At 58.2% G+C, this 20,977-nt stretch carries 19 protein-coding genes; 8 read left to right on the top strand and 11 right to left on the bottom strand.

Features of this window, described 5'->3' with window-relative positions:
• The first annotated feature begins 71 nt into the window (after positions 1 to 71).
• The gene (locus tag AB7008_RS08590) at positions 72 to 602 is read left to right on the top strand and encodes a hypothetical protein (RefSeq protein WP_155795450.1); all 531 of its coding nucleotides are present in this window, start codon (positions 72 to 74) and stop codon (positions 600 to 602) included.
• Between the two features lie 145 nt (positions 603 to 747).
• Here the strand turns inward: AB7008_RS08590 and AB7008_RS08585 are convergent, their stop codons facing one another.
• The 9 genes from AB7008_RS08585 to AB7008_RS08545 form a co-directional block, all read right to left on the bottom strand.
• Positions 748 to 1,917 (bottom strand): hypothetical protein, encoded by a 1,170-nt coding sequence (locus AB7008_RS08585; protein WP_038936634.1) that lies wholly within the window; start codon positions 1,915 to 1,917, stop codon positions 748 to 750.
• 105 nt (positions 1,918 to 2,022) lie between these two features.
• Entirely contained in the window at positions 2,023 to 2,304 is a 282-nt protein-coding gene (locus tag AB7008_RS08580) for a hypothetical protein (protein WP_038936633.1), read from the bottom strand.
• Between the two features lie 993 nt (positions 2,305 to 3,297).
• Positions 3,298 to 4,011 carry a hypothetical protein gene (locus tag AB7008_RS08575; protein ID WP_441258662.1) on the bottom strand — a complete coding sequence of 238 codons (714 nt, stop codon included), beginning with the start codon at positions 4,009 to 4,011 and terminating at the stop codon, positions 3,298 to 3,300.
• Between the two features lie 134 nt (positions 4,012 to 4,145).
• On the bottom strand, positions 4,146 to 4,421 hold the full coding sequence (locus AB7008_RS08570; protein WP_038936629.1) for a hypothetical protein: 276 nt from the start codon (positions 4,419 to 4,421) through the stop codon (positions 4,146 to 4,148).
• A gap of 166 nt (positions 4,422 to 4,587) precedes the next feature.
• The gene (locus tag AB7008_RS08565; RefSeq protein WP_155795451.1) at positions 4,588 to 4,848 is read right to left on the bottom strand and encodes a hypothetical protein; all 261 of its coding nucleotides are present in this window, start codon (positions 4,846 to 4,848) and stop codon (positions 4,588 to 4,590) included.
• Positions 4,845 to 5,840: an MBL fold metallo-hydrolase gene (locus tag AB7008_RS08560; protein WP_080588726.1), complete on the bottom strand. Its 996-nt coding sequence runs from the start codon at positions 5,838 to 5,840 to the stop codon at positions 4,845 to 4,847. The genes AB7008_RS08565 and AB7008_RS08560 overlap by 4 nt, the downstream gene beginning before the upstream one ends.
• Positions 5,841 to 5,990: 150 nt before the next feature.
• Positions 5,991 to 7,349 carry a Dyp-type peroxidase gene (locus tag AB7008_RS08555; protein WP_080588725.1) on the bottom strand — a complete coding sequence of 453 codons (1,359 nt, stop codon included), beginning with the start codon at positions 7,347 to 7,349 and terminating at the stop codon, positions 5,991 to 5,993.
• Positions 7,258 to 8,508, bottom strand: a complete 1,251-nt coding sequence (locus AB7008_RS08550) for a hypothetical protein (RefSeq protein ID WP_155795452.1) — start codon at positions 8,506 to 8,508, stop codon at positions 7,258 to 7,260. The genes AB7008_RS08555 and AB7008_RS08550 overlap by 92 nt, the downstream gene beginning before the upstream one ends.
• A 165-nt stretch (positions 8,509 to 8,673) precedes the next feature.
• Complete coding sequence (locus AB7008_RS08545) at positions 8,674 to 9,186, bottom strand: hypothetical protein (RefSeq protein ID WP_038936625.1); 513 nt, start codon at positions 9,184 to 9,186, stop codon at positions 8,674 to 8,676.
• Between the two features lie 298 nt (positions 9,187 to 9,484).
• On the opposite strand from AB7008_RS08545, the gene AB7008_RS08540 reads away from it, so the two are divergent.
• The 7 genes from AB7008_RS08540 to AB7008_RS08510 all read left to right on the top strand — a co-directional run bounded on the left by AB7008_RS08540 (position 9,485) and on the right by AB7008_RS08510 (position 17,515).
• On the top strand, positions 9,485 to 9,856 hold the full coding sequence (locus AB7008_RS08540; RefSeq protein ID WP_441258661.1) for a hypothetical protein: 372 nt from the start codon (positions 9,485 to 9,487) through the stop codon (positions 9,854 to 9,856).
• The gene (locus AB7008_RS08535) at positions 9,853 to 10,668 is read left to right on the top strand and encodes a DJ-1/PfpI family protein (protein WP_080588724.1); all 816 of its coding nucleotides are present in this window, start codon (positions 9,853 to 9,855) and stop codon (positions 10,666 to 10,668) included. The genes AB7008_RS08540 and AB7008_RS08535 overlap by 4 nt, the downstream gene beginning before the upstream one ends.
• A gap of 334 nt (positions 10,669 to 11,002) precedes the next feature.
• Positions 11,003 to 12,577, top strand: a complete 1,575-nt coding sequence (locus AB7008_RS08530) for a tyrosinase family protein (protein WP_071916578.1) — start codon at positions 11,003 to 11,005, stop codon at positions 12,575 to 12,577.
• 331 nt (positions 12,578 to 12,908) lie between these two features.
• The gene (locus AB7008_RS08525; RefSeq protein WP_441258660.1) at positions 12,909 to 14,369 is read left to right on the top strand and encodes a hypothetical protein; all 1,461 of its coding nucleotides are present in this window, start codon (positions 12,909 to 12,911) and stop codon (positions 14,367 to 14,369) included.
• A complete protein-coding gene (locus AB7008_RS08520; RefSeq protein WP_038936620.1) occupies positions 14,366 to 15,178 on the top strand; it encodes a hypothetical protein in 813 nt (270 codons plus the stop codon). Before AB7008_RS08525 ends, AB7008_RS08520 begins: the two co-directional genes overlap by 4 nt.
• 240 nt (positions 15,179 to 15,418) lie before the next feature.
• Complete coding sequence (locus tag AB7008_RS08515) at positions 15,419 to 17,245, top strand: multicopper oxidase family protein (protein ID WP_080588723.1); 1,827 nt, start codon at positions 15,419 to 15,421, stop codon at positions 17,243 to 17,245.
• Between the two features lie 12 nt (positions 17,246 to 17,257).
• On the top strand, positions 17,258 to 17,515 hold the full coding sequence (locus AB7008_RS08510; RefSeq protein WP_038936618.1) for a plastocyanin/azurin family copper-binding protein: 258 nt from the start codon (positions 17,258 to 17,260) through the stop codon (positions 17,513 to 17,515).
• A gap of 156 nt (positions 17,516 to 17,671) precedes the next feature.
• On the opposite strand, the gene AB7008_RS08505 is transcribed toward AB7008_RS08510, so the two are convergent.
• Both AB7008_RS08505 and AB7008_RS08500 read right to left on the bottom strand, forming a co-directional pair.
• Positions 17,672 to 18,160, bottom strand: coding sequence for a hypothetical protein (locus AB7008_RS08505; RefSeq protein ID WP_038936617.1), 489 nt, complete (start codon positions 18,158 to 18,160; stop codon positions 17,672 to 17,674).
• Between the two features lie 13 nt (positions 18,161 to 18,173).
• On the bottom strand, positions 18,174 to 20,960 hold the full coding sequence (locus tag AB7008_RS08500; protein WP_155795454.1) for an outer membrane protein assembly factor BamB family protein: 2,787 nt from the start codon (positions 20,958 to 20,960) through the stop codon (positions 18,174 to 18,176).
• Between the last annotated feature and the right edge of the window lie 17 nt (positions 20,961 to 20,977).

Raw genomic sequence — 20,977 nt, 5'->3', positions numbered from 1 at the left:
AAGCCAATGTAATCCCATCCAGGATAGGCGCGGTAAACGATGCTGCACCCAGAAGGCGTTATCCTGCGCCCATGAATGGCCATCCCAACCGGACGAAAGCACGAAACCACGCGCGCGCCGCCTACGCCCCGACGCGCAAGCTCATGACGCAAGTTCTCACCGACTACACCGCCCTCGCCGCCGAACTGCACAAGCGCGACTCCAGGGCACTCGCGGCGGAAGGATGTCCGGAGAGCGGCGCGCCGCCGCTCTCCGCGAGCATGAAGGTATTGTGGCGCAACTCCCGCACCGATTGTGGTACGCCTCTCAGTGAAGGACAACGCAACTTTACGTTGGCTCAACAAACGGCGAACTTCGAAAAAACGCCTTCGCGCTGGACCAGCAAACTATGTGCTCGGGAGGCGAAAGCGCCGATCGTTTCTAACGATTTTGGAAGATCAAGTTGCCCCTCTCTTCCAAAACGCAAGCTAGCAAATAAATCCCGACAGCATATTCGCCCTAACTTTTTGATCTTGAATTCGTGGGAAACTTCATGCCGTCCGGAAGAATGGCGAGCTCGGCAATTATCGGAGTCAATCCTCTGGATGGCCGCGCGTGCTTAAGCGGCTTGCACGACGTAGCCTCCCCTACCGTCAATGATCCCCAAGACGCTGGTTCAGCTCCAACATGAGCGCGCGCACCGGTTTGGCGAAGCAATGTTGCTGTCCGAGACGATGGCAATCGTGGCCGAACATCTGGAAATGTCCTTCAATCAAAGCGGGCGCTCGGCTCCTGTGACCGTCCGAATTGCTCAAAGGCAACGAAGGCGGCATCCACATCGTCGATTTCACGACTCTTGGCCAGGACTTCGTCAACGAACGTCGAAAGTGACTCTTCCGTCGCAATGGCCCTCGCGGCGCGCTCGTGGCGGATCAGTCCGACCAACGCAGCCGCGGGAGCGAAAGCGTACATGAACGTGGGAAGTTGCTGTACCGCATCGAAATAGCCTATGGCTGCGGCCGCCATCTGCACAAGGAACAACAGTATAATTGTGAAAGAGAGCGTGAGACTTGGCACCGTCTTGTATAAGTCGAACCGCGGATCGTTCGTTTCCAGAGTTTCAGCTACCCTCCGTGCCTGCAGTGCGCGGGCTTCGTAGAACGGCTTGAGACCGTCGTCAAACATTGCGTTTTTGGAGAAGAGATACGCAATGAGCTTGGCGGCACGGATCGTCTCTTCTGGTCCAAAGTGCTTCTCATGCAGACGCCACGCGTTCCAATCCGCATCGAGCTCGATGCCAAGCTCCTCGTTTGCATTCAAAAGATGATAACCAAAAGCGACCGCAAGCGCTGCCCATGCGAGCCAATTCTGGCAGGCGACCAATATGGGGATATAAAGAAGCAACAAGCGATAGGAGGCTTTGTTTGAAAGGAATTCCCGGACATGCCCTGGGACGGTTGCATGGCAGAGTTCGTGGATCAGGTAAAAGCGCTCTGCCACTCCAAGCTTGCTGCCCCCTGCAAGCAGGATAACAGATCGGTACGCTCTCGTTTCTGGTTGCAAGAACGACTTGAAAGTAAGCAGCGGTTCGTATCCGGGCTTCGGTGATAGCAGCAAAACCCGCGCCTTGCCTGTTGACCCAAGAAGCTGAGCGAGCGTCGCATTGCCTACTGGAAAGTCAGCAGGGGCCTCAGCGATCCAATATCCCTCAAGGCACGAAGCAAGAGCGGCGCGGGCATCTGTCGCGTTTCTCTTGTAGGCTTCGGCAAAATTCGCTCTCTTGGTGTGGTAAGCTGCGAAAGCGATTCCGGATGCAACCGCCAACGTGGCCAAGAGGTTGTCGCTCCACTTGGTCAGGGCGAGAACTGTGTAAAGCAGGACACCCGCATTGAACAATTCAAAATCGGCGAGTGCCGCGGCGAACTTTGCGAACAACATGCAACACTATCTTGTAGCGGGCCGACCACGCTTCTGCTTCGTAACCGCCTCGACCATGGCAGGCAGTTGCCTTGTCAGCTCCTCGCGGAGCGCCTTGTCGCGCGTCTAGACAATAATCTTGCTGTTCTTCTCATCGAAGGTGAACTTGGTCTGCTCTTCTCTTGGGAAGGTATCCCGCCAAGCCATTTGAATCTCGCGTATGACGCCCAGGCTGGCTTTTACGATCGTGTAAGCGGATTTGATGGAAACGTCTCGCCCGCTCGCGACATCGATTTCCTTGCCACTCGGCTGCTCGACGATCTGCTTGATGCGGTCTTCGCCCAGGATCGCGTATTCCTGATTCAAGACGGCCTTCAGAATTTCCGCCTCGTCGTCACGATCGGACATGTTCGACCCCGTACTGCCTGACCTAAACGGCTTCTATCTTGGTCGAATAGTCGCGCGCCCGCAACCGCAGGTTCGACGTCCTGAAAAGTATATTTGTTTGGCTTGCAGGCAGGTCGGCGCTCGCTTCCGAGCCAGATCGGCAAATAGTCGTGATCGCAACTTGTGTTGCCATGCCAGCAGCCGACGCTCCGGCAGGATCGAAAGGCTCTGCAATGAGCCCGGCGGCCCATCATGCTCGAGTGCTTACGACTCACTCAGTCGGTCTTCGCAATACACCGAAACTGCGAAGAGCGGCTGAGGCCAGGATAAGGTAGACTGTTTATGTGGCTTCAATCAGCACGGTGCCGTGGGGGGATGAACTCGGTAAGATACCGCTTTCGTTTTTCGGCCTCCCGGAGACTGGAAATCCTGATCGGAAACTCAAGCAGGCGCAGGCTATCGACTTCCCAAAACAGGATCCGATTCCCCTTGTTATCGAGGGGATACTTTAGAGTACTCTCCGGGCGGTACATCATTCCGTCTTTGTGCGATCCTTTTTTCGCGACTGATGAATCAAGATATCAAGCCGCCCCGGTGACGCTGGCTCGGACGCGTAGATCAAGACATCGCATGCGGCACCGGAGAGTATGGATCGAGGCTGTTGAATAGCTCCCAACTTCTACTGCCGAACGCAACCTTGCCTGCTCGTTCCAGAGTTCTTGTGCTCGAAAGCAAATGTTCTTCCCGAACTGAGGCTAGAAGAGCAACCGGCATGGATACGTCCTCGACTGGTTTTTCCTGGAAAAGCGACCATGCTCTTCTGGTTTGACATCGCGGTGCACAATCACACAATAACGCCACCCTCCACTGGCCTCACCCGGGAAAGAACGAAATCATCACCCGCCTTTCCCGGAAACGATGCAATCCGGAAGACCTCGAAGCGGACCGGTCGATTTTCCCAGCGCCGCACCACACTATTGGTGGTGGGATTGATCTGGGTAAGCGGAATGCTGATCAAGGTAACCCAGACAAACCCCTGTCCGACCGAAATATCGCCGCCCCGGCCGGGCACGCCAGCGTCGATAGTGGCGACGACCTCGTTGCTCGCGGTGTCGATCCGCGAAACTGTTCCGTCACCCTGATTGAGCACCCATCGCTTTCCGTGCAGGCCATGAAGCGCGGCGCCGGACCGACGGGAATTTCGGCGATAACGTTCAATGCGGCTGAATCGACCCGCGAAACCAGATTGCGCTCGGTCGAGGAGATCCAGACTTCTCCTGCGCCCACCACCGGCACAAACGAACCGTCAGCAAGCTTAACCGATCCAGCGATCTTGTTGAGCGCCGGATCAACTCGCAGCAGCTTCCCATGACGGTCGGCAACCATCCAGACTGCGCCTTCACCCGCTGCAATCCCTCCCTCGCTATCACCGACCGTCGTCGGAATGTGAAGCTCGAGCGTGCTGGATTGCTCGCTGACGCGATCGAGCCGCTTGTCTGTGCAACTCGGCGACCACACCGCGCCGAACCCGACGGCGAGGCCGGAGCACGGACGTCGCCCGACCGGAACAATCTTCGCCACATCGTTGGTGGAGGGATCGATGCGAGCCAGGCTATCTGCTCCGGCGTTTGATATCCAAACCGCATTGGCGCCGATCCCGACCCAGTCCGGACTGCCGGGAATGCTGGTCTTCGCTGCAATCGGCAGGCTGGCGATCGGACGCTGCACGGCTGCAAGGTTCGACATGGCAGAGCACCTTTCATGATGGGGTTTCGGAGCAAGCTCGCTCCCGGTTCGGTCAGGCGAGCGCCATAAAGTAGCCTCTTAAGCCTCGTGCCTATCTGATCAGAACCGATGGGGCCCTAAGATGCGAGGTCGCCCGTCTCCCGATAGAATTCGCGCCTCACCGTCAGTGCCGCCCTGCCAGCCGCCGGAGCGTCGACCTGCGTCGCGTTGACCTCATCACCTTCGCGGAGCGCCGCGTTCATACCGTCGAGTTTGAGCGTCATCCCGGCGCCCTGCCAAGTCGTCAGCCAGGCGGGCTGCGGCGTCGCGATCTCGATGGCTGTGACCTGATCGAAATCCGGCGGCCTCGTGATCACGTGCGCCAGAAATGGTTCGGACAGACTGCCGAACATGATGTAGCGGTGCTCGGCGAGCGGCGGATCCGACGCAATCAGCCGGCGGCTGTACAGTATGCGCGCGACCTTTGCCTCGACGTCATCCGCGGTGATGGCACTCCCCCGCGCTCGAAATGTCCGCGGAAGATGGTTCCAACCATGGTCGGTGGCGCCGGATCAGATCTCAGGAGATCCGACAGCACGAACGGCTTTGGCCCCCATGTATAGATCCTGGTCTGCGTGGTGTTCGGTCGTCGACGTATTTTCTTTGAGGATCAAAGCCGGGCGCCGACAAGGTGGTCTCGAGGATGATTTGCTGGTCGTGCGGAGCATGGAACATCGGCAAATGCGACATCAGCACGCGGGCCTCGCCCACCATCAGCATACCATGAACGGAAGGGTGTTCGGCATCTGGCTTGTGATGGTGATGGGCCGGCATCGTCATGGCAGAGCTCCGATGATGAAATCGTCATGAACGTCATGACGCGGATGGCCGGCCATCGCCTCGCAAGCCAGGTGCAGCTCCTGGACGTGCGCTGCGGTCAGTGGCAGCACGTGCTCTTGCGGCTGAAAGGTCGTCCCGATGTCGTAAAGCTGGCGCGGCACGTTCTTCATCTCAATATGAGTACCGAGCACGGCGGAGATTTCGTACTGGTCGGCGAAATGCGCGAGTCGCGCGGCGCTCGCGCGATAGGCATGCCAGTCGGCGATCGTCAGCAGGCCCGCATACAGCGTGTCGCCGGTCAGAAGCCATTTGTTGCGCGGATCATACACGGCGATGTGCGCGGCTTCGTGACCGGGAATCGGGAAGACCGTCAGGCGCCGGTTGCCCAGCTCGAGCGTTGCCTCGCCGGCCGGCCAGTTGGGCAATCCGAAGAAGCTCTTCACGCCATCCAGCGCCGTGCTCACGACGGTGGTGCGCGGACGGCCGCTGAACTGATCGTCCCATGCCGCATGGTCGAGATGGCTGTGAGTATGCGCGACAATCAGGTCGACGTCTCCGCCGCCGCCGAGTTTGGCGCGGCGCTGTGCGATGACGGCATCGACCGTCTGGCGGACAGGAAGCGTTTTGCCGTGGTTGAAGGGATTGTCCGGGCTAGGCAACCCGCCGGTGTCGAACATCACGGCCTTGCTGTCGCCGAACAGCAGGTAGATGAAGTTGCCCTCGTAACTGAAGCACTTGCTGACGCGCAAAACGAAGGTATCGGCATCGTATTCGTGCACCTGGATGAGCAGATCGGCGGAATGCGCGCAGTTGGCAGCCCCATGGATCCAAGTCACGTCCTCGAGCGGTAACGTCATGTCCTGGTCCTTGTGCTTGTCTTTCGTCGCCGGCCACCCTTGCGCTTCGGCGCCGCGCGCTTTGCGTCCTTGCGGCCCTTTGCCGGTTTGGTGGTCGCGTTTCACCAAACAACAAATACAGAAAATTACCTTCATAGCTGAAGCACTTGCTCACGCGCAGTATGAAGGTAGCTTCATTGAATTCATGGATCTGGACGGTAGATCGCGATTTCCGGCACAGTTAACCGCACCGTGATCCATTGCACGTCCTCAAGCGGTATTCGCATGTCAGCTCCGAACTTGCTGTCAAACGCGTCTTGTACCTCGACCCGCCGATCTCGTCCGCACCCTTACCGGTCCGTCCACGGCAGCCACCAACGTCGGGAATATTGACGCACCTGGAAACAACTCTGCGTCATCGCGTGCGGGGCAGAAAAAAACGCCCGCGGCAAGCGCGGTCAGAAGCTGGGGTCCCGGCGCGCCGCCAAAGTTCGTTGCACCAAGCCAACCCTCGTTCTTCAGAATGCCGAAAAGTCGGTCCGGGTTGTCCTGAAAACTCACAAAGTTGAGGCCAACAGCCAATGGACGCCCTGGCATTGGCATTTCGGCGAATTCATATCCTTGTCGATAGATGCGCTGCGGCTGAAAGTGGTGATTCGCGCGCTGGACGTGGCTCTTCGTGATCACTTCGTCGACCCCATCGGGCGGTTCGCGAAAGGCTTCATTTCCGTCTCCAGTGACTTCGTTACTGCCCGGAGCGGGGCAACCGTCGACCGTTTGTGCCTGACCGGCAACATGGGCGGCCCGAAGCGGACAACCGGTAATTCGCGTGCGCCCCACGAGTGTCTCCTGCTCCTGAAGACCGAGTTGCTCCCATTGGCGCAGATCGACAGCAAGTCGCATGAAAGCCATGTAAGTCCCATCGACCGTCCACCTGTCAATCGGAGGCAGGCCTTGACGTTTGACTGCGATGACCGATTTTCGCGCGGAACCAGATTCGAGATTTGACAAACCGTCGTGAAATCCCAGCCAACTGCGCTGATCTTCGCGGTTGAATCCGGTAAACGATGCACTCAGCGCCAGTGCACTTCTGCCGGTCGCAGGGTCACGCGCGCTTTCAATGAGCTTCCAGGTTTCGACAATGGCTCGGCTGACGCTCAGCGGCGTATCACCGGTAAACTGCACACAAATTTCTTCAGACGCCGGGTTCAGCGCAAGGCCTTTGGCATAGTCCAGACCCGAACCGTCAAGGACCTTTCCGCCCCCTCCCGCCGGATCAACGGAGTTGAAGATATTCGGAGTATCGAGTCTCCGCGGCAGCTGCTTGGCAGCCCCGCCAATCTTGAACGCCTTGATTCCGAAACCGATGAGCCATTCAAAGCCGGACCGAGGAACGCGAACCCCAGGTAGATCCGCGAGCCTTTCGTCTTTCAGACCGTCCCAAAGAGCCACCAGACGTGTCAGAAGCGCTGCGACGCCTAACGCGGTCGCTTCGCGGTCCGCTTTGAAAAACGCGATCGCAAAGCACCGGGGTGGCGTCGTTCCCTTGTCCCAATAGATTCCATCCTGGAGCTTAGCCAACGCGTCCTCCCCGCGTTCCACGTCGGGCTGGTGTCCTGTTGTCGAACGCCGTTTTGAAGTCCGCAATTCGCTGACATCGGTCATCAGTTTCCAGACCGCAGGTAATCGTGCCTTCAGCCACGCTCGGAATATCGTTGAAGGCACCCGGCGGAATGGGCTCTTCGGTGCCGACGACGACCAGGGGACCGACTTCAATCCGCTTTGCGAGCTGGAAACCTGTCACCTTGGGTGCACCCGGATTTCTCGTAATGGTCACCTCATCGAGGAACGCTGGATCGTTATCATCCGGGCCAAACTCGAGGCGTTGCGGAGTTCCGTTCGCGCTGCCGCGACTTAGCCGATTCCAGCTGTCTGGCAGTGGATTGCCATTCAAAAAAAGATCGTCGGTCGAAACCGCACGGATATACATTCCCAGGGGATCGGCGAAGGCCAATTTGCGCGCGCGAGGATTTCCTTCCGTTCCGCTTAGAAATGCCTGATTGTATGCGCCATTTGCTGCAGCCGGATCTGCATTACGACAAAAAAGATACCGGGCGCCGGCATTGTCGAATATCTCCTCAATGCGAGCCCGACGCCTCCTCCCCCCCTCGGAAACCGCATAAGGAAACGAGCCGAAATGAACGACGTATATCAGATCATCGAGGCCATTGATCGGGTGAACCATGAACAACAGGTGCATTGGATTCAAGCTGCTCTGCGGCGGCTGACTGGGTCCGGCACCAATCATGACCTGTCGGAAGCGCGCCTCTCTGACAGGCCGTCCGAGCTGCATCCATGACTGGGTCGTTACATTGAACAATTCCTGCATGCTCGGGCGTGAGCCGGTTATCTCCTCAATGGAACCGAGGAAGTGCTCGGGATCGTGAACGGCCATTGTTTGCCACCACTCCATCAACTCTGTCGTGGCGATGAATCGCTTGGGGCGCAGCCGACCGGTCTGGTCGGGACGCATCACCAGCCCGTATTCGAGATATTCGTTGTGCAATTCGGCTCGGCCTGCCCAACCCCAATCACACAGTTGCGCGGCGGTTTCCTCGTCGAAACAGTTCATCGGCTCGAGCGGATGTGCCGGCCATTTCACGCCATTGGAGACCGCTCCATCGGGTATCAACTTGGGATCTGCGACCAGGATTGGACTTGGCGGGTGTCGCTGCAGTTCATCGACGATCCGCTCATTCCAGGCTTGCAATGCCACTTCGGAAACGTTGGGATCGGCAAGTCCCGGTGCTCGAAATACAGGCATGACTCGTCTCCTCTGGTTATCGGCGCGCCCTGAAGGCTGTTGACGTGGGCAAGTATCGATGCGAGGCGGCGTCAAATTTGTTTCTTATCGCTGGCCCCGAAACGGGTACATCCATGCACCTCGGGACGACTCCGTCCCAAAACGTCCCTAAGTTTGACAGCGTCCTCACATCGATTGTGTGTGTGTGCCGACGCCCTCGACTAAGTCGGTCAGGTCAGTGGCGCTTAGCAACGCGATCGTCACTACAAAGCGTGCAATGCTAGATATCTGCCAGTGCGCTATTTTTCGACGGCCGTTGACGCAGGCGTCAGGCCCACAACGACCTTTTTGCTTCCCGTAGGTAATCGAGACCCCATAGGGGCACGACGTGAAGCCCGGATCGGAATAGTTCACCGGCATGAGCGTGAGCACTTGAATCACGTTGCCAGTGGGGGGCGCCGCGACCAGCTCCAGTTCGTGGATGGTCGGCGTCACTTGGGGCGAAACCTTCTTCACTGTGAGCTGATAGCCGGGCGTGGCGGCGAGAAATTGCCCGGTTACCAACAAAGATTTGCAAGCAGCACCGTCGCCCGCGACGTAAGTCGCTGAGAAAGAGTTCTGCACCAGCCCGACGGTCTGCGCAAAGGTCGGGGCGCACATCATCAGGATGAGCGCAATGGCGATTGCCAACCGCTTCATATCAATCCCTTCTGATGTCCCAAGCGACAAAGCCGCTTCGACGATCTCAATCCGTGCTTGTCAATATTTCAGCACTCTACCGGGATCGGCTTTGCACGCAAGAGGCGAGCTGAGGCCGTTCGACGCAGCCCTCTAGATTGCGAGGTTAAGGCCGCCGTGATACTACTACTGGATGCATTTATTCCGGCCGTTCTGACCGGTCATAGTCGCTGACTTTTTCAATGGATTTCACCAATGGCCATTGCAGATCTGGTCGGGTCCTGGATCTATCGAAGTTTCCGCAACGATCCAACGCCCATTGACGGCGATCCGCAAAAGGCGCTCGGCCTTTTTTTCGCCGAGGCCGAGTTTCGCTTCGAGGCGAATTCACACCGCCTTCAAGGGCGTGATCGATTGGGGCAGCGGCGGGCTGGATCTCTCCGGCGAGATCAGACCGGGCAATGCCGACACCCCCGTCGCCTTTGCGATCGTCGGTCTGGGTCGGCCGGGCAGCCAAACCGACGGCTGGGAATACGACTACAACGGCTGCCTCGCCTACAAGTGGCCCGCCGGCAACAACCAGGTCCCCGCGCTGGTCGGCTCCCTGATCCGCGCCAAACCTCACCGGCCGGCTACACCGCGTCATTCATCGCCGTGCGCACGCCGTAAACACGGAGGGACACGCCAATGAAATTGGGTATTCCGGTTTATCAGGATGTCAACCTTCTGGACGTCGCCGGCCCACTGGAGATGTTCTACTGGGCGAGTCAAATCAAACCGGACTTTGAGACAGTTCTTATTTCGGAGGACGGCCAGGCTGTGACCTCGATCAACGGCGTCCGTTTCGAGGTTCAGGCCGGTTTTGCCGGAGCGCCCGCGCTCGATATTGTATGGGTGCCAGGCGGAAAGCCCGAGGCACTCGAGGCGATCATGCGCGCCCCCGACTCCGCTTACCTTAAATACCTGCGTCAAATCGCGGCTAAGGCGACATGGGTCTGCTCGGTGTGTGAGGGCGCGCTCCTGCTGGCAAAAGCAGGTCTGCTTGACGGCCATGCGGCGACGACCCATTGGGCCTTCGTCGATTGCCTGAAGAAATTTCCTGCGATCGAGGTCGATACCACCCACAAGCGCTTTCTGGTTTCCGGCAACCGGCTGACCGGCGGCGGCATCTCATCAGGGCTGGACGAGTCCCTGGAGCTCATTCGACTGCTCTTCGGCGCCGATGTCGCGAAATCTGTTCAACGGACCACGCAGTACTTTCCGGCACCACCCGTGCATGCGCAATTGCCAGCAACAGCACCACTCTGCGATATGGTTTTTTGGGGCAGCCTCGGGTGCTGTTCACAGGTGTACCGGCGACAACATGCGCCAAGGCTGCTGTCGGAAAAAGGCACCGTATTTTTTCGAGGACCGCTTCGAGTAATGTGGGTGCCCTTTGAATGCATTTCGCACTGGCGAGCCGCTTGCGCGGCCCGACCAGCAAAAGTGATGGGCATTGGATGATGGGCAGACAACAATCGCGAGCGGTCACCAGCTATACAACGCTGGCCGGATCTGCTATCTTACGTTGCAAGTGAGGAGCGAACGAAAAATAAGAAAAGCGTATGCCGTGAAGATCGATATTGCTGCGCGCACGACATTTGAGAATGGGCGCAGGCAGGGATTTATGTGCTGACGTTTGCGCCGCGCGCCGAGCCTTTCATGATGCCTTGCGGGTTGTGTTTCGCAAAGGATTGATCCGCAGCCTCGACAGAAACATGACGTACTTTCCCGATCTCGCAGCGCGAGAACGGATGAAGCGTTCCTTTTCTGGAACCATGACAGCAGGAGGACGAGCATGCTGGCAGCCGCTCTGGACAGACGGAATTTCGTTGCGGGAGGACTTACGACTCTCGCGACGCTCCTCATGGAATCCGGTGTCGGTCTTCGTGCGCAGACGCCTCCCGTGCGGCGGGAGGTCCATGGTCCGGCAGCGGCCCCCATGCTCCAGTTGTACAAGCGGGCTGTTAAGCAGATGCAAGATCGACCTGTCTGGGATCCGACCAGCTGGTGGTTTCAGGCGAACATTCATTGGACGCCACGGCAGGATGACACACGAGGCTGTTTTGAAACCAATTGCTTCAATGCGCTGTTTCAACCACCGACTGGCGCTACCCCCGAGGTACTCGCACGTATCCAGGCATCGCACATGCTGGTGGCAGGGGAAGTGCCATTGGGTCCATCCGTTGGTGTTGGGCGTGATCGCATTTGGCTGAAGTGTCCACACCATATGTACGATTTTCTACCATGGCATCGCGTCTACCTTTACTTTTTCGAACGCATCGTCGAGAGCGTGGTAGGTGAGCCCTTCGCGCTGCCCTACTGGAATTATCTGGATCCGAAATATCGAGATTTTCCGCCACCTTTCAGACCTGCAAAGGAGACTGACGGCAGTGATAATCCACTCTACTATCCCGATCGCAGCCCGCTCTGCCGCGATCCAAACGACCCGAACGTCCCGGCAACCGAAAAGCCACTGATCCGCGACACTGATTTGAACTGGCAGACGGCTGCCGAGCAACGCTTCTTCGAGCGAGGAGAGGTCCTCGGCCTGGACCGCGGATTCTCGTTCCAGCTGGAGAGTGCACCCCACGACCAAGTCCACGGCCGTATCGGGGTGCTGAAGGGAGGTATTCCGCTTGGAATGGCTACGCCAGCGCTCGCAGCCCGCGATCCAATTTTTTACTTGCACCACTCCAATCTCGACCGGTTATGGGAATGGTGGAGAACCCAGCCGCCACTGGACGGCGATCCGCCCCGCACGCCTGACTATATCTGGACGCAGGAACCGTATTTGTTTGCTTCGCCGGACATCCAAAAGGTTGGACTTGCCGCAGAAGAGGCTCTCGGAATGGTCGGGACGGCTTACAGCTACGATCAACTAGCCCCCCTTCCGACTGCCGTGGCCGGATCACCCCTTGCTGTTTCCTCACCTCGTCCGCCAAGCCGCATCAGCCGAAGCGGAGGCGCCCTTTCGATTGCTCCCAGTGCATCAGCGACGACGCAACTGTCTCCCGAACCGGGCGCGGGAGCGCCTGTAGTCTCACCGTCAAGTCGCTGGATATTGCGTTTGTCGGAAGTCAGCTCGCCCGCTGCCCCCTCAGGCGTATTCGATATCTACTTGGACGCGCCAGCCGCCGGAGCGGTTGCCGGTCAGCCAGCTGGAAGTTTCGCGCTGTTTGGGACGGCGGATCACGCAATCGCCGGACACGCCGGCCAAATGGCTACCGAGAAGGTGATCGAGGTCACGAGCCGTATGCGCGAACTGATCGCGCAAGGAGTCGACCCCGCCAATGTGCGAATTACCGTCGTCTCCACTTCCACCAATGCCGCCGCTGTCAAGATTGGAAGAATTGAGCTGTTCAGTCGCTGATCACACCAACTGCGACCTTTTAAAATCAGTGTTTTCCTATGGCGCCGCCCAACGACAACAGAGACACAATTGTGCCCGGCCCCGGTGTCCCTCGGACAAGCAAGAAGGCGTCCGCACGGTGTGCCCTTCTGGCTATCGCGTTGCTACAGCTGTTCGTCGCCTCAGGCACAGCGTGGGCCTCGTCGCCAACCCTGGACGGGCTCCAGGCACCGCGCTTGACACCCCGAAGTCTGGTGCTGGTTCAGGGCCAGAATCTCGAGAAGGCCCGGATCATTTGGGATGCCAATTCACCGAATCCCAAGTCTTGCCTGGAGCCGTTCAAGGCGCTGTCATGTTCTCAATACCCGCGGGCGTGTCCTCCGGCTCATACGCTGTCGCCATCGAGAACGATGAGGGACGTTCGTCTCCACTAACCATGACCATTAGCGGCGCTGCACCTGCTGCGCTTCCCAGAATCGACGATATCAGTCTTCTTGATACCAAATTCGACGCTGCGGGAAGGGTTCGGTGCATTCTCTACGTTCAGGGCGCAAATATAGATGTGGGCGCCGCGGTACTCGTGGATGGCATCGACCGTACTTCGGACGCGCACAAAGCGCTCTTCAACAATATGTTTGGGGCAGATCTTGCTGTGCTAGGGTTTCCCATCAGGCATTATCTGTCGCGCGTCGTACCCCTTGATAACCTCCCTGCGGGGTCGGAAATCCGGGTGCAGGTACGCAATGAACTCGGAGAGTTGAGCGCGGAGCGAACATTCAAGCTGCCATCGGATGCAATGTCCCTGGACAGCGATGGAGATGGCATTCCCGACCTCGTTGAGATTAGCGGGTATCTCGCGAATGAACCCGGCAGCTCATTGGTGGACATCAAGGCACTGGGCGCTGATCCATTTCGCAAGGATATCTTCGTCGAAGTCGATATCATGGACGGCTTGCTATATCGCCCGATCGCGCGCCAGGAAGCTGCGCCAGGTACATTCGATGTAGCACGGGAGATGTTCGGGAACGCCCCCATTTTGAATCCGTTCGGCCCGAATGGCATCAATCTCTTTGTGGATTCTTCAGGCTCTGTCCCATCATGGGAGTTGCTTGAATTCCGGGCGACAAATGACCTCGCAACTCACACCGGAAGCTTTGGTGTACTAAAACACGACCATTTCAATCCCTCGCACCGCGGTCTCTTTCATTACGCGATCTGGGCAAGGGCTCATCCTCTGGGATGGAGCGGCGAGAGCAATATCGATTTTGATGGCACCAAGGTCGGTAACGACTTCATGGTCACACTTGGAGACGCTCCGCTTGAATATCAAACATTGAAGTCACAGGCGGCGACATTTGCACACGAACTCGGTCACAATCTCGGCCAGCGGCATGGCGGCACAAACCACTCCCGTTTCAAGCCGAACTATTGGAGCGTTATGTCCTACGCATGGCAGCTTCGAATGAGTCAGTCGGACGCGTTCCGGCAACTTCATCCGACCTGCACCCGGATCTACTATGCAGCAGATGGGGCTGACGAAGTTAATGGCGCTGTGCCCAAGGTGACTGGCCTTGTGATTGACTATTCGGAGGGAATGGGACCGGAACTTGTCCCGAATGCCGGGAGCTTGAATGAGAAGGTTGGCGTGTGCGGTTCGCCTATCGACTGGAACAAGAATGGCGTTATCGATTCTCAGAACGTCAGCGCTGTTGTCGACGAGGACGAGCCCACCGCCGTGAAAGTGACGGACTACCCAAATTGGGCTAATCTCCGGTATGACGGTCCCCGTTTAGGTGGAAGGGCGGCGCAATGATTGCCTTGCATCTTGCTTTGGCCGCGCTGACTGCGATCTCCAGTCCGGCCGGCGCGCTGCATGGCGAAGCTATCCGACAGCACCAGCTGGTCCAGGCTGATCCGTCCGAACCGTTGCGCAATAGGCTGCAGCAGCAGACGCCAGGTGAAAGTCGCCTGCATACAATCGTGCCGCCTGATGCTGTGCCGACCGAAGTGCCACTTAACCTGCCTGCCAACTCTCCGACATCGTCCCGCGACGCGGACAGGATCAACCGTGTTCAGCGCTTGATAGAGGAAATGGAGCGCCGGAAAGGTACCGAAACGGGCACCGTTCGGGTGCATCCTTCGACAGGTGATGCAGTGCGACTGGAATTCGATGTAAAGAAAATGAATCGTAACTTTACTGCGGGTGTTGAGGTTCCGATGGGAAGCACGATCGCAATGCCCCCGGATCCTGCTATTGAAGCCGTCATCGCCCCCGCTGACGTTGAATACCGGGTAAATTCAGACCATGCGTCCGAAGAACAGGTAGTGGCGGTAAAGCGAAACAGTGAAGTGCTCGCCACAGCTTTCCGGTCCGGCGAACAACCGGTCTCCCTCGATATCAAAACGGCTAACCTGACCGCCCGTCAAATAGCCGGCCCGGCAGGAGAGCTCGCTGTAGCTGTGACAGTTGGCGCCGAGACGCGGGAATTGGCTCCGGGAACGTCGAGCCAGTTCGGCAACATCGAGGTCTCGATACAAACAAGCTCCAATCGCTCCAATACGAAGCAATACAACGAGGGGCCGGCTTACGCACTGCGGTTGCAGGTGCGGTCGATAAAATAACTTTCAGGCTCGGGACCGCCGACTACCATTCTCCTGAGCCGGAGTGGCTTCTCAGCTCGCTCTAGGCGCACATATGCGCGGAGCGCGAAGAATGCCTACGTCTTCCCGTTGGTTGCCGCAGGAGAATCGCCGGGAATTCCTCGCCGAGCCGGTCTTTCTGATGAGCCATGCGTAAGCTGACATTTTTCTTGCCTGCCTCACAAGCACCGATAGAATAGCTCTGGTTGTGGATACAACGAGATGCACGGAGCAATGATGCTGTCGCGATGCAGTGTTTCAGCCCCCTGTATTGCTATTGTCCTCGTGGCGCTAATTGCGAGTGCCGGACTGGCTTGCGCGCAGGTACCTATCACGGACCCGTGTGCCCCCTACCCGCGCAATCCGCAGCAGCGTGAGGCTTGGATCAAGGAGCTCATCAGAAGCTTTGGCTTTGCCGATTTTCATGAACCTGCTGTCGTCCGACCGACGAACGAAAGCGCCCCCTACGAGCTCGTTGTGCAATACTCGAAGGAGAAGAAACTCGCAGGGTGCGAAGTTGAACTTCGCTCCTATAATGGCGACTTTGTTGGCTCCACCATTCGCGCAAAACCGGGTGATACGCTCTTCATCCGCTTGACGAACAAACTGCCAGGAGATGTGACGCACCATCACCCGCAGGATCCACATCCGGCTGACCACGACGGCGATTTCAGCTTCAATATCACCAATCTTCACACACACGGGCTGCACACCTCGCCGTCCGGCGACAGCGATAACGTTTTCCTGGAGATACGGCCGGAGAAGTATCCGGGTGACCCCAAGGCTACGCAGCTGTATCGGATCCACATCCCCGACAAGCATCCGACAGGCACCTTCTGGTATCACGCTCACTTTCATGGCAGCACTGGCGTGCAGGTTTCCAGTGGGATGGCAGGAGCTCTCATTATCGAAGGTGGTCAGGATGCAAATGGCGGCCTGGATGCTGTACCCGAAATCAAGGCCGCCGAACAAAAAGTCTTCGTTCTTCAGCAGATAAGGTTTGGACCTGACGGAAAGCTTGAGGACTTCGACAAAGCAATTCCGGACCGGCAGTGGTCGCGTAACATAACTGTAAATGGCGTGTTCGTTCCGACAATCCGGATTCATCCGGGCGAGGTGCAGCGATGGCGCTTTGTTCATGCGGGCGTCGAGGACAATATTGCCCTGGCACTCGACGGTCATCAGCTCCATGAAATCGCAGCAGATGGACTGGCCTTGGGTCGCCGGGTGGACTGGCCAGCGGCCGAGCCTTCTCAAGAGGGCGTCCGCGAGTTGCTGCTCGGTCCCGGTTACCGCAGTGACGTTCTGGTCAAGGCCGCCCCTCTCGCCCCTGGCGAGACCTCGAAGGAGTACTTCCTGCGAGACGGCATGTTGCCCGCCGCGCTGTCGTTGCAAGCCGCAACGGCGGCAATCCGGGTCGCGCAGTCAAGAGCTGCCTTCAACGCAGGGGATCTCATTGCCGACATCGGAAACAAACCACAACGCATAATTGCACGAGTGCTCGTTGAGGGGACCGCCAGAGACATGGCATTGCCGAGTGGCGAAGAGCTGCGTGACCGTGTCCCGAGCGACCTCGCTCCGATCAGGGAAGAGGAATTGACTGACGCGGAGCAGTCGGTGCGCTTCGATGGCATGAGCCGCCGCTCCTGTAGCCCAGACGGCAATTGCCCGATATGCCAGACCGAAACTCCCGACTGTAAGCTGCATTTTACGTCGAATGAACGAGTCTTTATGCCCGAGCATGCGCCGCGCATGCTCAAGCTAGGTCAAGCATCCAGGTGGACCGTATCAGGTGATGGGATCTTCCCTCATCCCTTTCATATTCACGTCAATCCGTTCGAAGTAGAGCGCGAGGAGCCTGCGCAGGATGGCAAGATGCAGCGAGTGAAACTGTGGAAGGATACGATCATTCTGCCGGCCGGTGGCCAACCAAAACCGATAGTCATCAGGTCTCGATATATGGACTACGAAGGAGAGTTTGTCATGCATTGTCACATCCTCGGGCACGAGGATATGGGAATGATGGAACGCGTCAAAATTGCAAAATAAGGACCCTGTCTCATGGCCAGCTATAATGTCACGATCAAGAATTTCGCTTTTTCCCCGCCGCAAATTGAAATCAAGCGAGGCGACAAAGTCATATGGACAAGTGAGGATACTGTTGCACATACCGTAACGGCTGATGGTGGCGAGTTCGACAGCGGCGACATGGTCAAGGGTGACCCGGCGTTCGAGCATACGTTTGGAACGACCGGAGAAATCCCGTACCACTGTGACCATCACGGCGGAATGAGGGGAAAGGTTACCGTAAAGGCGTAGAAGGGAGGCCTCCTCACCTTTGGAACGGCGTCCTGCACAAGTCGGACAGATTTGTCTCTGGTTCGCCTGCGCGCCAAACCGGACCTCAGACGAGGACGGCCCCGTCCGTTAGAGACGAGACTATCGGTAAAGCGCCGAGTGCGGCGGCTGGCTTGGTTATTGATCTGCGAGTTGGATCGTCCGAAGAACCACTGAATCATCCTCGGTCTCAAGCGTAACCGTGTCTGTGGGCCCGACGATCCAGAATTCGCCTAACCCGCGTTCCCGCCGATTGCCGTTGATGATTGTCGTGAGCTTTCCTGCCCTCAACTCATAGATCAGAAAGCCGCCTGTGGCTTTGAGCGGGAGCGAAGACCCTGCCGCTGCCGCTGGCGGTGCCGCCGTAGTTGAGCCGGCCACGCGTGTGCCAGGGCGCAGACTTATTTCCTGATAGTGAACTACCGGCACATCCAGGCCAGCACCACCCGCTTGTGGCACTGCAGCTGGCCGGTTCCTCCCGACGACGCGTTGAGCGATCAGCGGGCCGGAGTAGCGGTCGCGAGCGAAAATGCCTGCCGTATTTGCGGCAGTTTGTGCCCAAACGGGCTCGCGAGACAACGAGAGTATGGCGATGACGATGAGGACGCGAAGTGGGACGCTGCTCATCGATTTTCTCCGGTTATCTAGCCGTTTCGAGCATGTAGAGTACGCCGGCAGTTGTCGCAACGAACACGCGGCCATCGGCCAGAACGGGCTCAGTGAAAATGCGGTCACTACTGTTACCGGGGTCAAGATCGATGTCCGCGAGGATTTGCGGTCGTGGAACGAGCCTGAAACCGTTCGGCACGCAGTCGGCCTGTAAGACCTCCGGATTATCGCATATCGACCCGGCTGGTGGCCAGACCGACGGATCTGCGAGCACAACGAGGTGCCCTTGGGCAGTGCCCAGGAACATGATGCCCCGCGTGACCGTCGGCGGCCCAAGCTGGTAGGCCGTATTTTTCCTCGTGCCCGGAATGTCTGCCACCCACCGCACTGGACCAGAAGGCCCTACGCAGACGTCGAGCGCATGCAACCGGGTGAACCCGGGCGTTACCTGCCCGGCTTCCACGGTATAGCCACCGGTGGTCGTGATAAACGTGTCGCGCCAGGCAGCGCCCGGAATCAGATAGCGCGTATCTCCGTGGGTTCCGCTTGTAAACGGGATGCCCGTTGGAGGAAATTGCCAGCGTACCACCGGATTTCCACCCGCACCGGCACCCGCACGCGCAGCATAGCTCCAGCCATCCTTCTGCGTCGAAGCAACCGTAGCTCCGCAACGTGAGTCCAGGAGGGTAGGACCTGACGCCCAATCGGGATCATCGTCCATGTTGAATGGCACCGGCTTGAGCTTCCAGTCGAGTGCGCCAGTTGCGGCATTCAGTCTTAGCAGACTTAACGAGTGATCGACACTTGGCTGCGGTTGACTTCCGCCGTTCCAGAGCCGCGCATTACCGGTTGTCGCGTAGATTGCATTGCCCAACAGTCCCCCCGCCAGTGAGGACCAGATCCCGCCGCCACGCGTGCTCGTAGCCTTGAAATCGAAGGAAGCAACGATGTTGCCGGAATTGATGTCGACTGACGCGACACGCCCGTTCTGGATCGGGCTATCTGCATGGTTTGCGATCCCCACATACACACGATTTCCGATTACGAGTGGCGAGGAGTAACCGATATTCTCGTGCAGTTCTCGCCCGTCGCCTGGTGTGAGCCCATTGAGAGCCGCGATCTCTGGAGACTTCCAGATCTCCGCACCGCTCGCGGGATCGAGAGCAAAAAGCCGACCGCTGCCCAACCTGCGTCCGACAGATTGGTCAGGCCCCCCGAAAATAACTGCATCTCTCTCCCTGACCGTGCCGACTGACGCGCTCGCCGGCAGTCCTTCGGAAGAAGGGTTATGTGCGGAGACCGTCTCATATTGCGAGCGCAGCGCAGGATCGCCGGCCTTTGGATATTGCCAAAGCGGATTGCCGCTCGCCGCATCAATAGCGTAGAGCCTCCCATTGCTGTTTCCGATGAAAACACGCCCCTGGTGGACGATGGCAGATGCGCGGAAACCGCGTGGATCATCCGGTGGCCGGAACGTCCACTTTACCTTAAGCGTCTTGACCTGTTGCGGGTCCGCCAGTGGAGAGTCGAACGGCTGCTGCGCGTCCCGCAGTCCACTGTGCCGGAAAGCAGGCCACTCCCGCGAACAGACTTTCGGATCACGGTCTCCACAGCCGGCGTTGGCGACGTAAACGAGATCCGCCACACAACGTCCCATCGACTGCACCACTGATATCTTCTCGCCTTCCTTTATCGCGCGCGTCAGAGCGACCTGGGCACCACCTCCATCCCCGATTTCTTCGGCCTCTGCGTAAATGCTGATCCTTGATCCGGGGACGAACTCCACTACCTCGATGATCGTGTCACCCGGTAGCGGCTGACGAATCTTTGCGGCCGGCAGCTGGCTGCAGGGCTTCGCCGGGGTCTTCGGTCCCGGTGCACTGGCAGTACACAGTGCCTGGGTTGCCCAGTAATTGCCGGTCCCCTTCCCGCGAGGGTTCAGTCCAATCTGCTGCGCACCGCCAGGAGTGGGCTGTCCCCCGACCTGGTTGGGATTCGGTATCATGTTGTCAGTGAACACCTTGATATCGGCGCCATCGAGCAGCGGACTCGATGCCGGCCCGCGCACCACAGCAACGGGGGCACCTTCATACACCGTGTCAACTACCGGCCCCGGTAATGAGGACGGCTGCGACTGCACAATCTCGGCGCGCGACACCAGACTGACATCGCGGCAAATTCCGGACTGCGCGGTGATGCGTTGCCCCTTCCGAAACGCGGGGTTCACGAACGTATAGGCGAAATCCGCGTTACCACCTATCTCCGCTTTCGGACCGAAACCACCGCCCGCCAGCGGATCCTCGGCAAATACTTTCCACCATGCCCCAGGGATTACGTCGGCAATGCCGACAGCACGTCCGCAATCGTAACAAGGCGCCGGATTCAACCGCGGCTGCGGCAGGCCTGCTGGATAGTCATCTTTGTAGGACGTAACCGTCACCGCATTCGAAGGCTTGCTTTTCACTCCACCCACAACCTGGACAGCAGTGATGACTTGCCCGATTTCAAATGGCGTCGCTACCTTGATCGGCTGATTGGCGATCTCGGACGCAGTGGCCGAACCAATGGGATTTGGTTGGCCAGCAAGGTAGATCTCGATCTGCGCATCCGGAACGTAACCGTTCACGACTACTGTCTGGGCGCATTCGTAGATCGGTCTTGTGAGCAGGATCTGCGAGACCACCTCCGGATTGTTCTGAAATCTTCCGCCACCCGGTTGCAGATGCGGGTCTCGCTCGGGCGCCGGCTGTGCGCTCACGACAGGGCAGCCGACCATCATGGCGCTCACGATGATGGAAATGGCCAAACGAACCTGCATGCGCCCCTCCCTTTCCC

The sequence above is a fragment of the Bradyrhizobium sp. 521_C7_N1_3 genome (assembly GCF_052075975.1).
Lineage (GTDB): Bacteria > Pseudomonadota > Alphaproteobacteria > Rhizobiales > Xanthobacteraceae > Bradyrhizobium > Bradyrhizobium japonicum.
This window is presented reverse-complemented; position numbering and strand designations above follow the sequence as displayed.

Bases quoted from the DNA above. Each gene is read 5' to 3' on its own strand.
- AB7008_RS08590 (WP_155795450.1), top strand. From the start codon at position 72: ATGAATGGCCATCCCAACCGGACGAAAGCACGAAACCACGCGCGCGCC.
- AB7008_RS08585 (WP_038936634.1), bottom strand. From the start codon at position 1,917: ATGTTGTTCGCAAAGTTCGCCGCGGCACTCGCCGATTTTGAATTGTTC.
- AB7008_RS08580 (WP_038936633.1), bottom strand. From the start codon at position 2,304: ATGTCCGATCGTGACGACGAGGCGGAAATTCTGAAGGCCGTCTTGAAT.
- AB7008_RS08570 (WP_038936629.1), bottom strand. From the start codon at position 4,421: ATGTTCGGCAGTCTGTCCGAACCATTTCTGGCGCACGTGATCACGAGG.
- AB7008_RS08565 (WP_155795451.1), bottom strand. From the start codon at position 4,848: ATGACGATGCCGGCCCATCACCATCACAAGCCAGATGCCGAACACCCT.
- AB7008_RS08560 (WP_080588726.1), bottom strand. From the start codon at position 5,840: ATGAAGGTAATTTTCTGTATTTGTTGTTTGGTGAAACGCGACCACCAA.
- AB7008_RS08555 (WP_080588725.1), bottom strand. From the start codon at position 7,349: ATGACCGATGTCAGCGAATTGCGGACTTCAAAACGGCGTTCGACAACA.
- AB7008_RS08550 (WP_155795452.1), bottom strand. From the start codon at position 8,508: ATGCCTGTATTTCGAGCACCGGGACTTGCCGATCCCAACGTTTCCGAA.
- AB7008_RS08545 (WP_038936625.1), bottom strand. From the start codon at position 9,186: ATGAAGCGGTTGGCAATCGCCATTGCGCTCATCCTGATGATGTGCGCC.
- AB7008_RS08535 (WP_080588724.1), top strand. From the start codon at position 9,853: ATGAAATTGGGTATTCCGGTTTATCAGGATGTCAACCTTCTGGACGTC.
- AB7008_RS08530 (WP_071916578.1), top strand. From the start codon at position 11,003: ATGCTGGCAGCCGCTCTGGACAGACGGAATTTCGTTGCGGGAGGACTT.
- AB7008_RS08525 (WP_441258660.1), top strand. From the start codon at position 12,909: ATGTTCTCAATACCCGCGGGCGTGTCCTCCGGCTCATACGCTGTCGCC.
- AB7008_RS08520 (WP_038936620.1), top strand. From the start codon at position 14,366: ATGATTGCCTTGCATCTTGCTTTGGCCGCGCTGACTGCGATCTCCAGT.
- AB7008_RS08515 (WP_080588723.1), top strand. From the start codon at position 15,419: ATGCACGGAGCAATGATGCTGTCGCGATGCAGTGTTTCAGCCCCCTGT.
- AB7008_RS08510 (WP_038936618.1), top strand. From the start codon at position 17,258: ATGGCCAGCTATAATGTCACGATCAAGAATTTCGCTTTTTCCCCGCCG.
- AB7008_RS08505 (WP_038936617.1), bottom strand. From the start codon at position 18,160: ATGAGCAGCGTCCCACTTCGCGTCCTCATCGTCATCGCCATACTCTCG.
- AB7008_RS08500 (WP_155795454.1), bottom strand. From the start codon at position 20,960: ATGCAGGTTCGTTTGGCCATTTCCATCATCGTGAGCGCCATGATGGTC.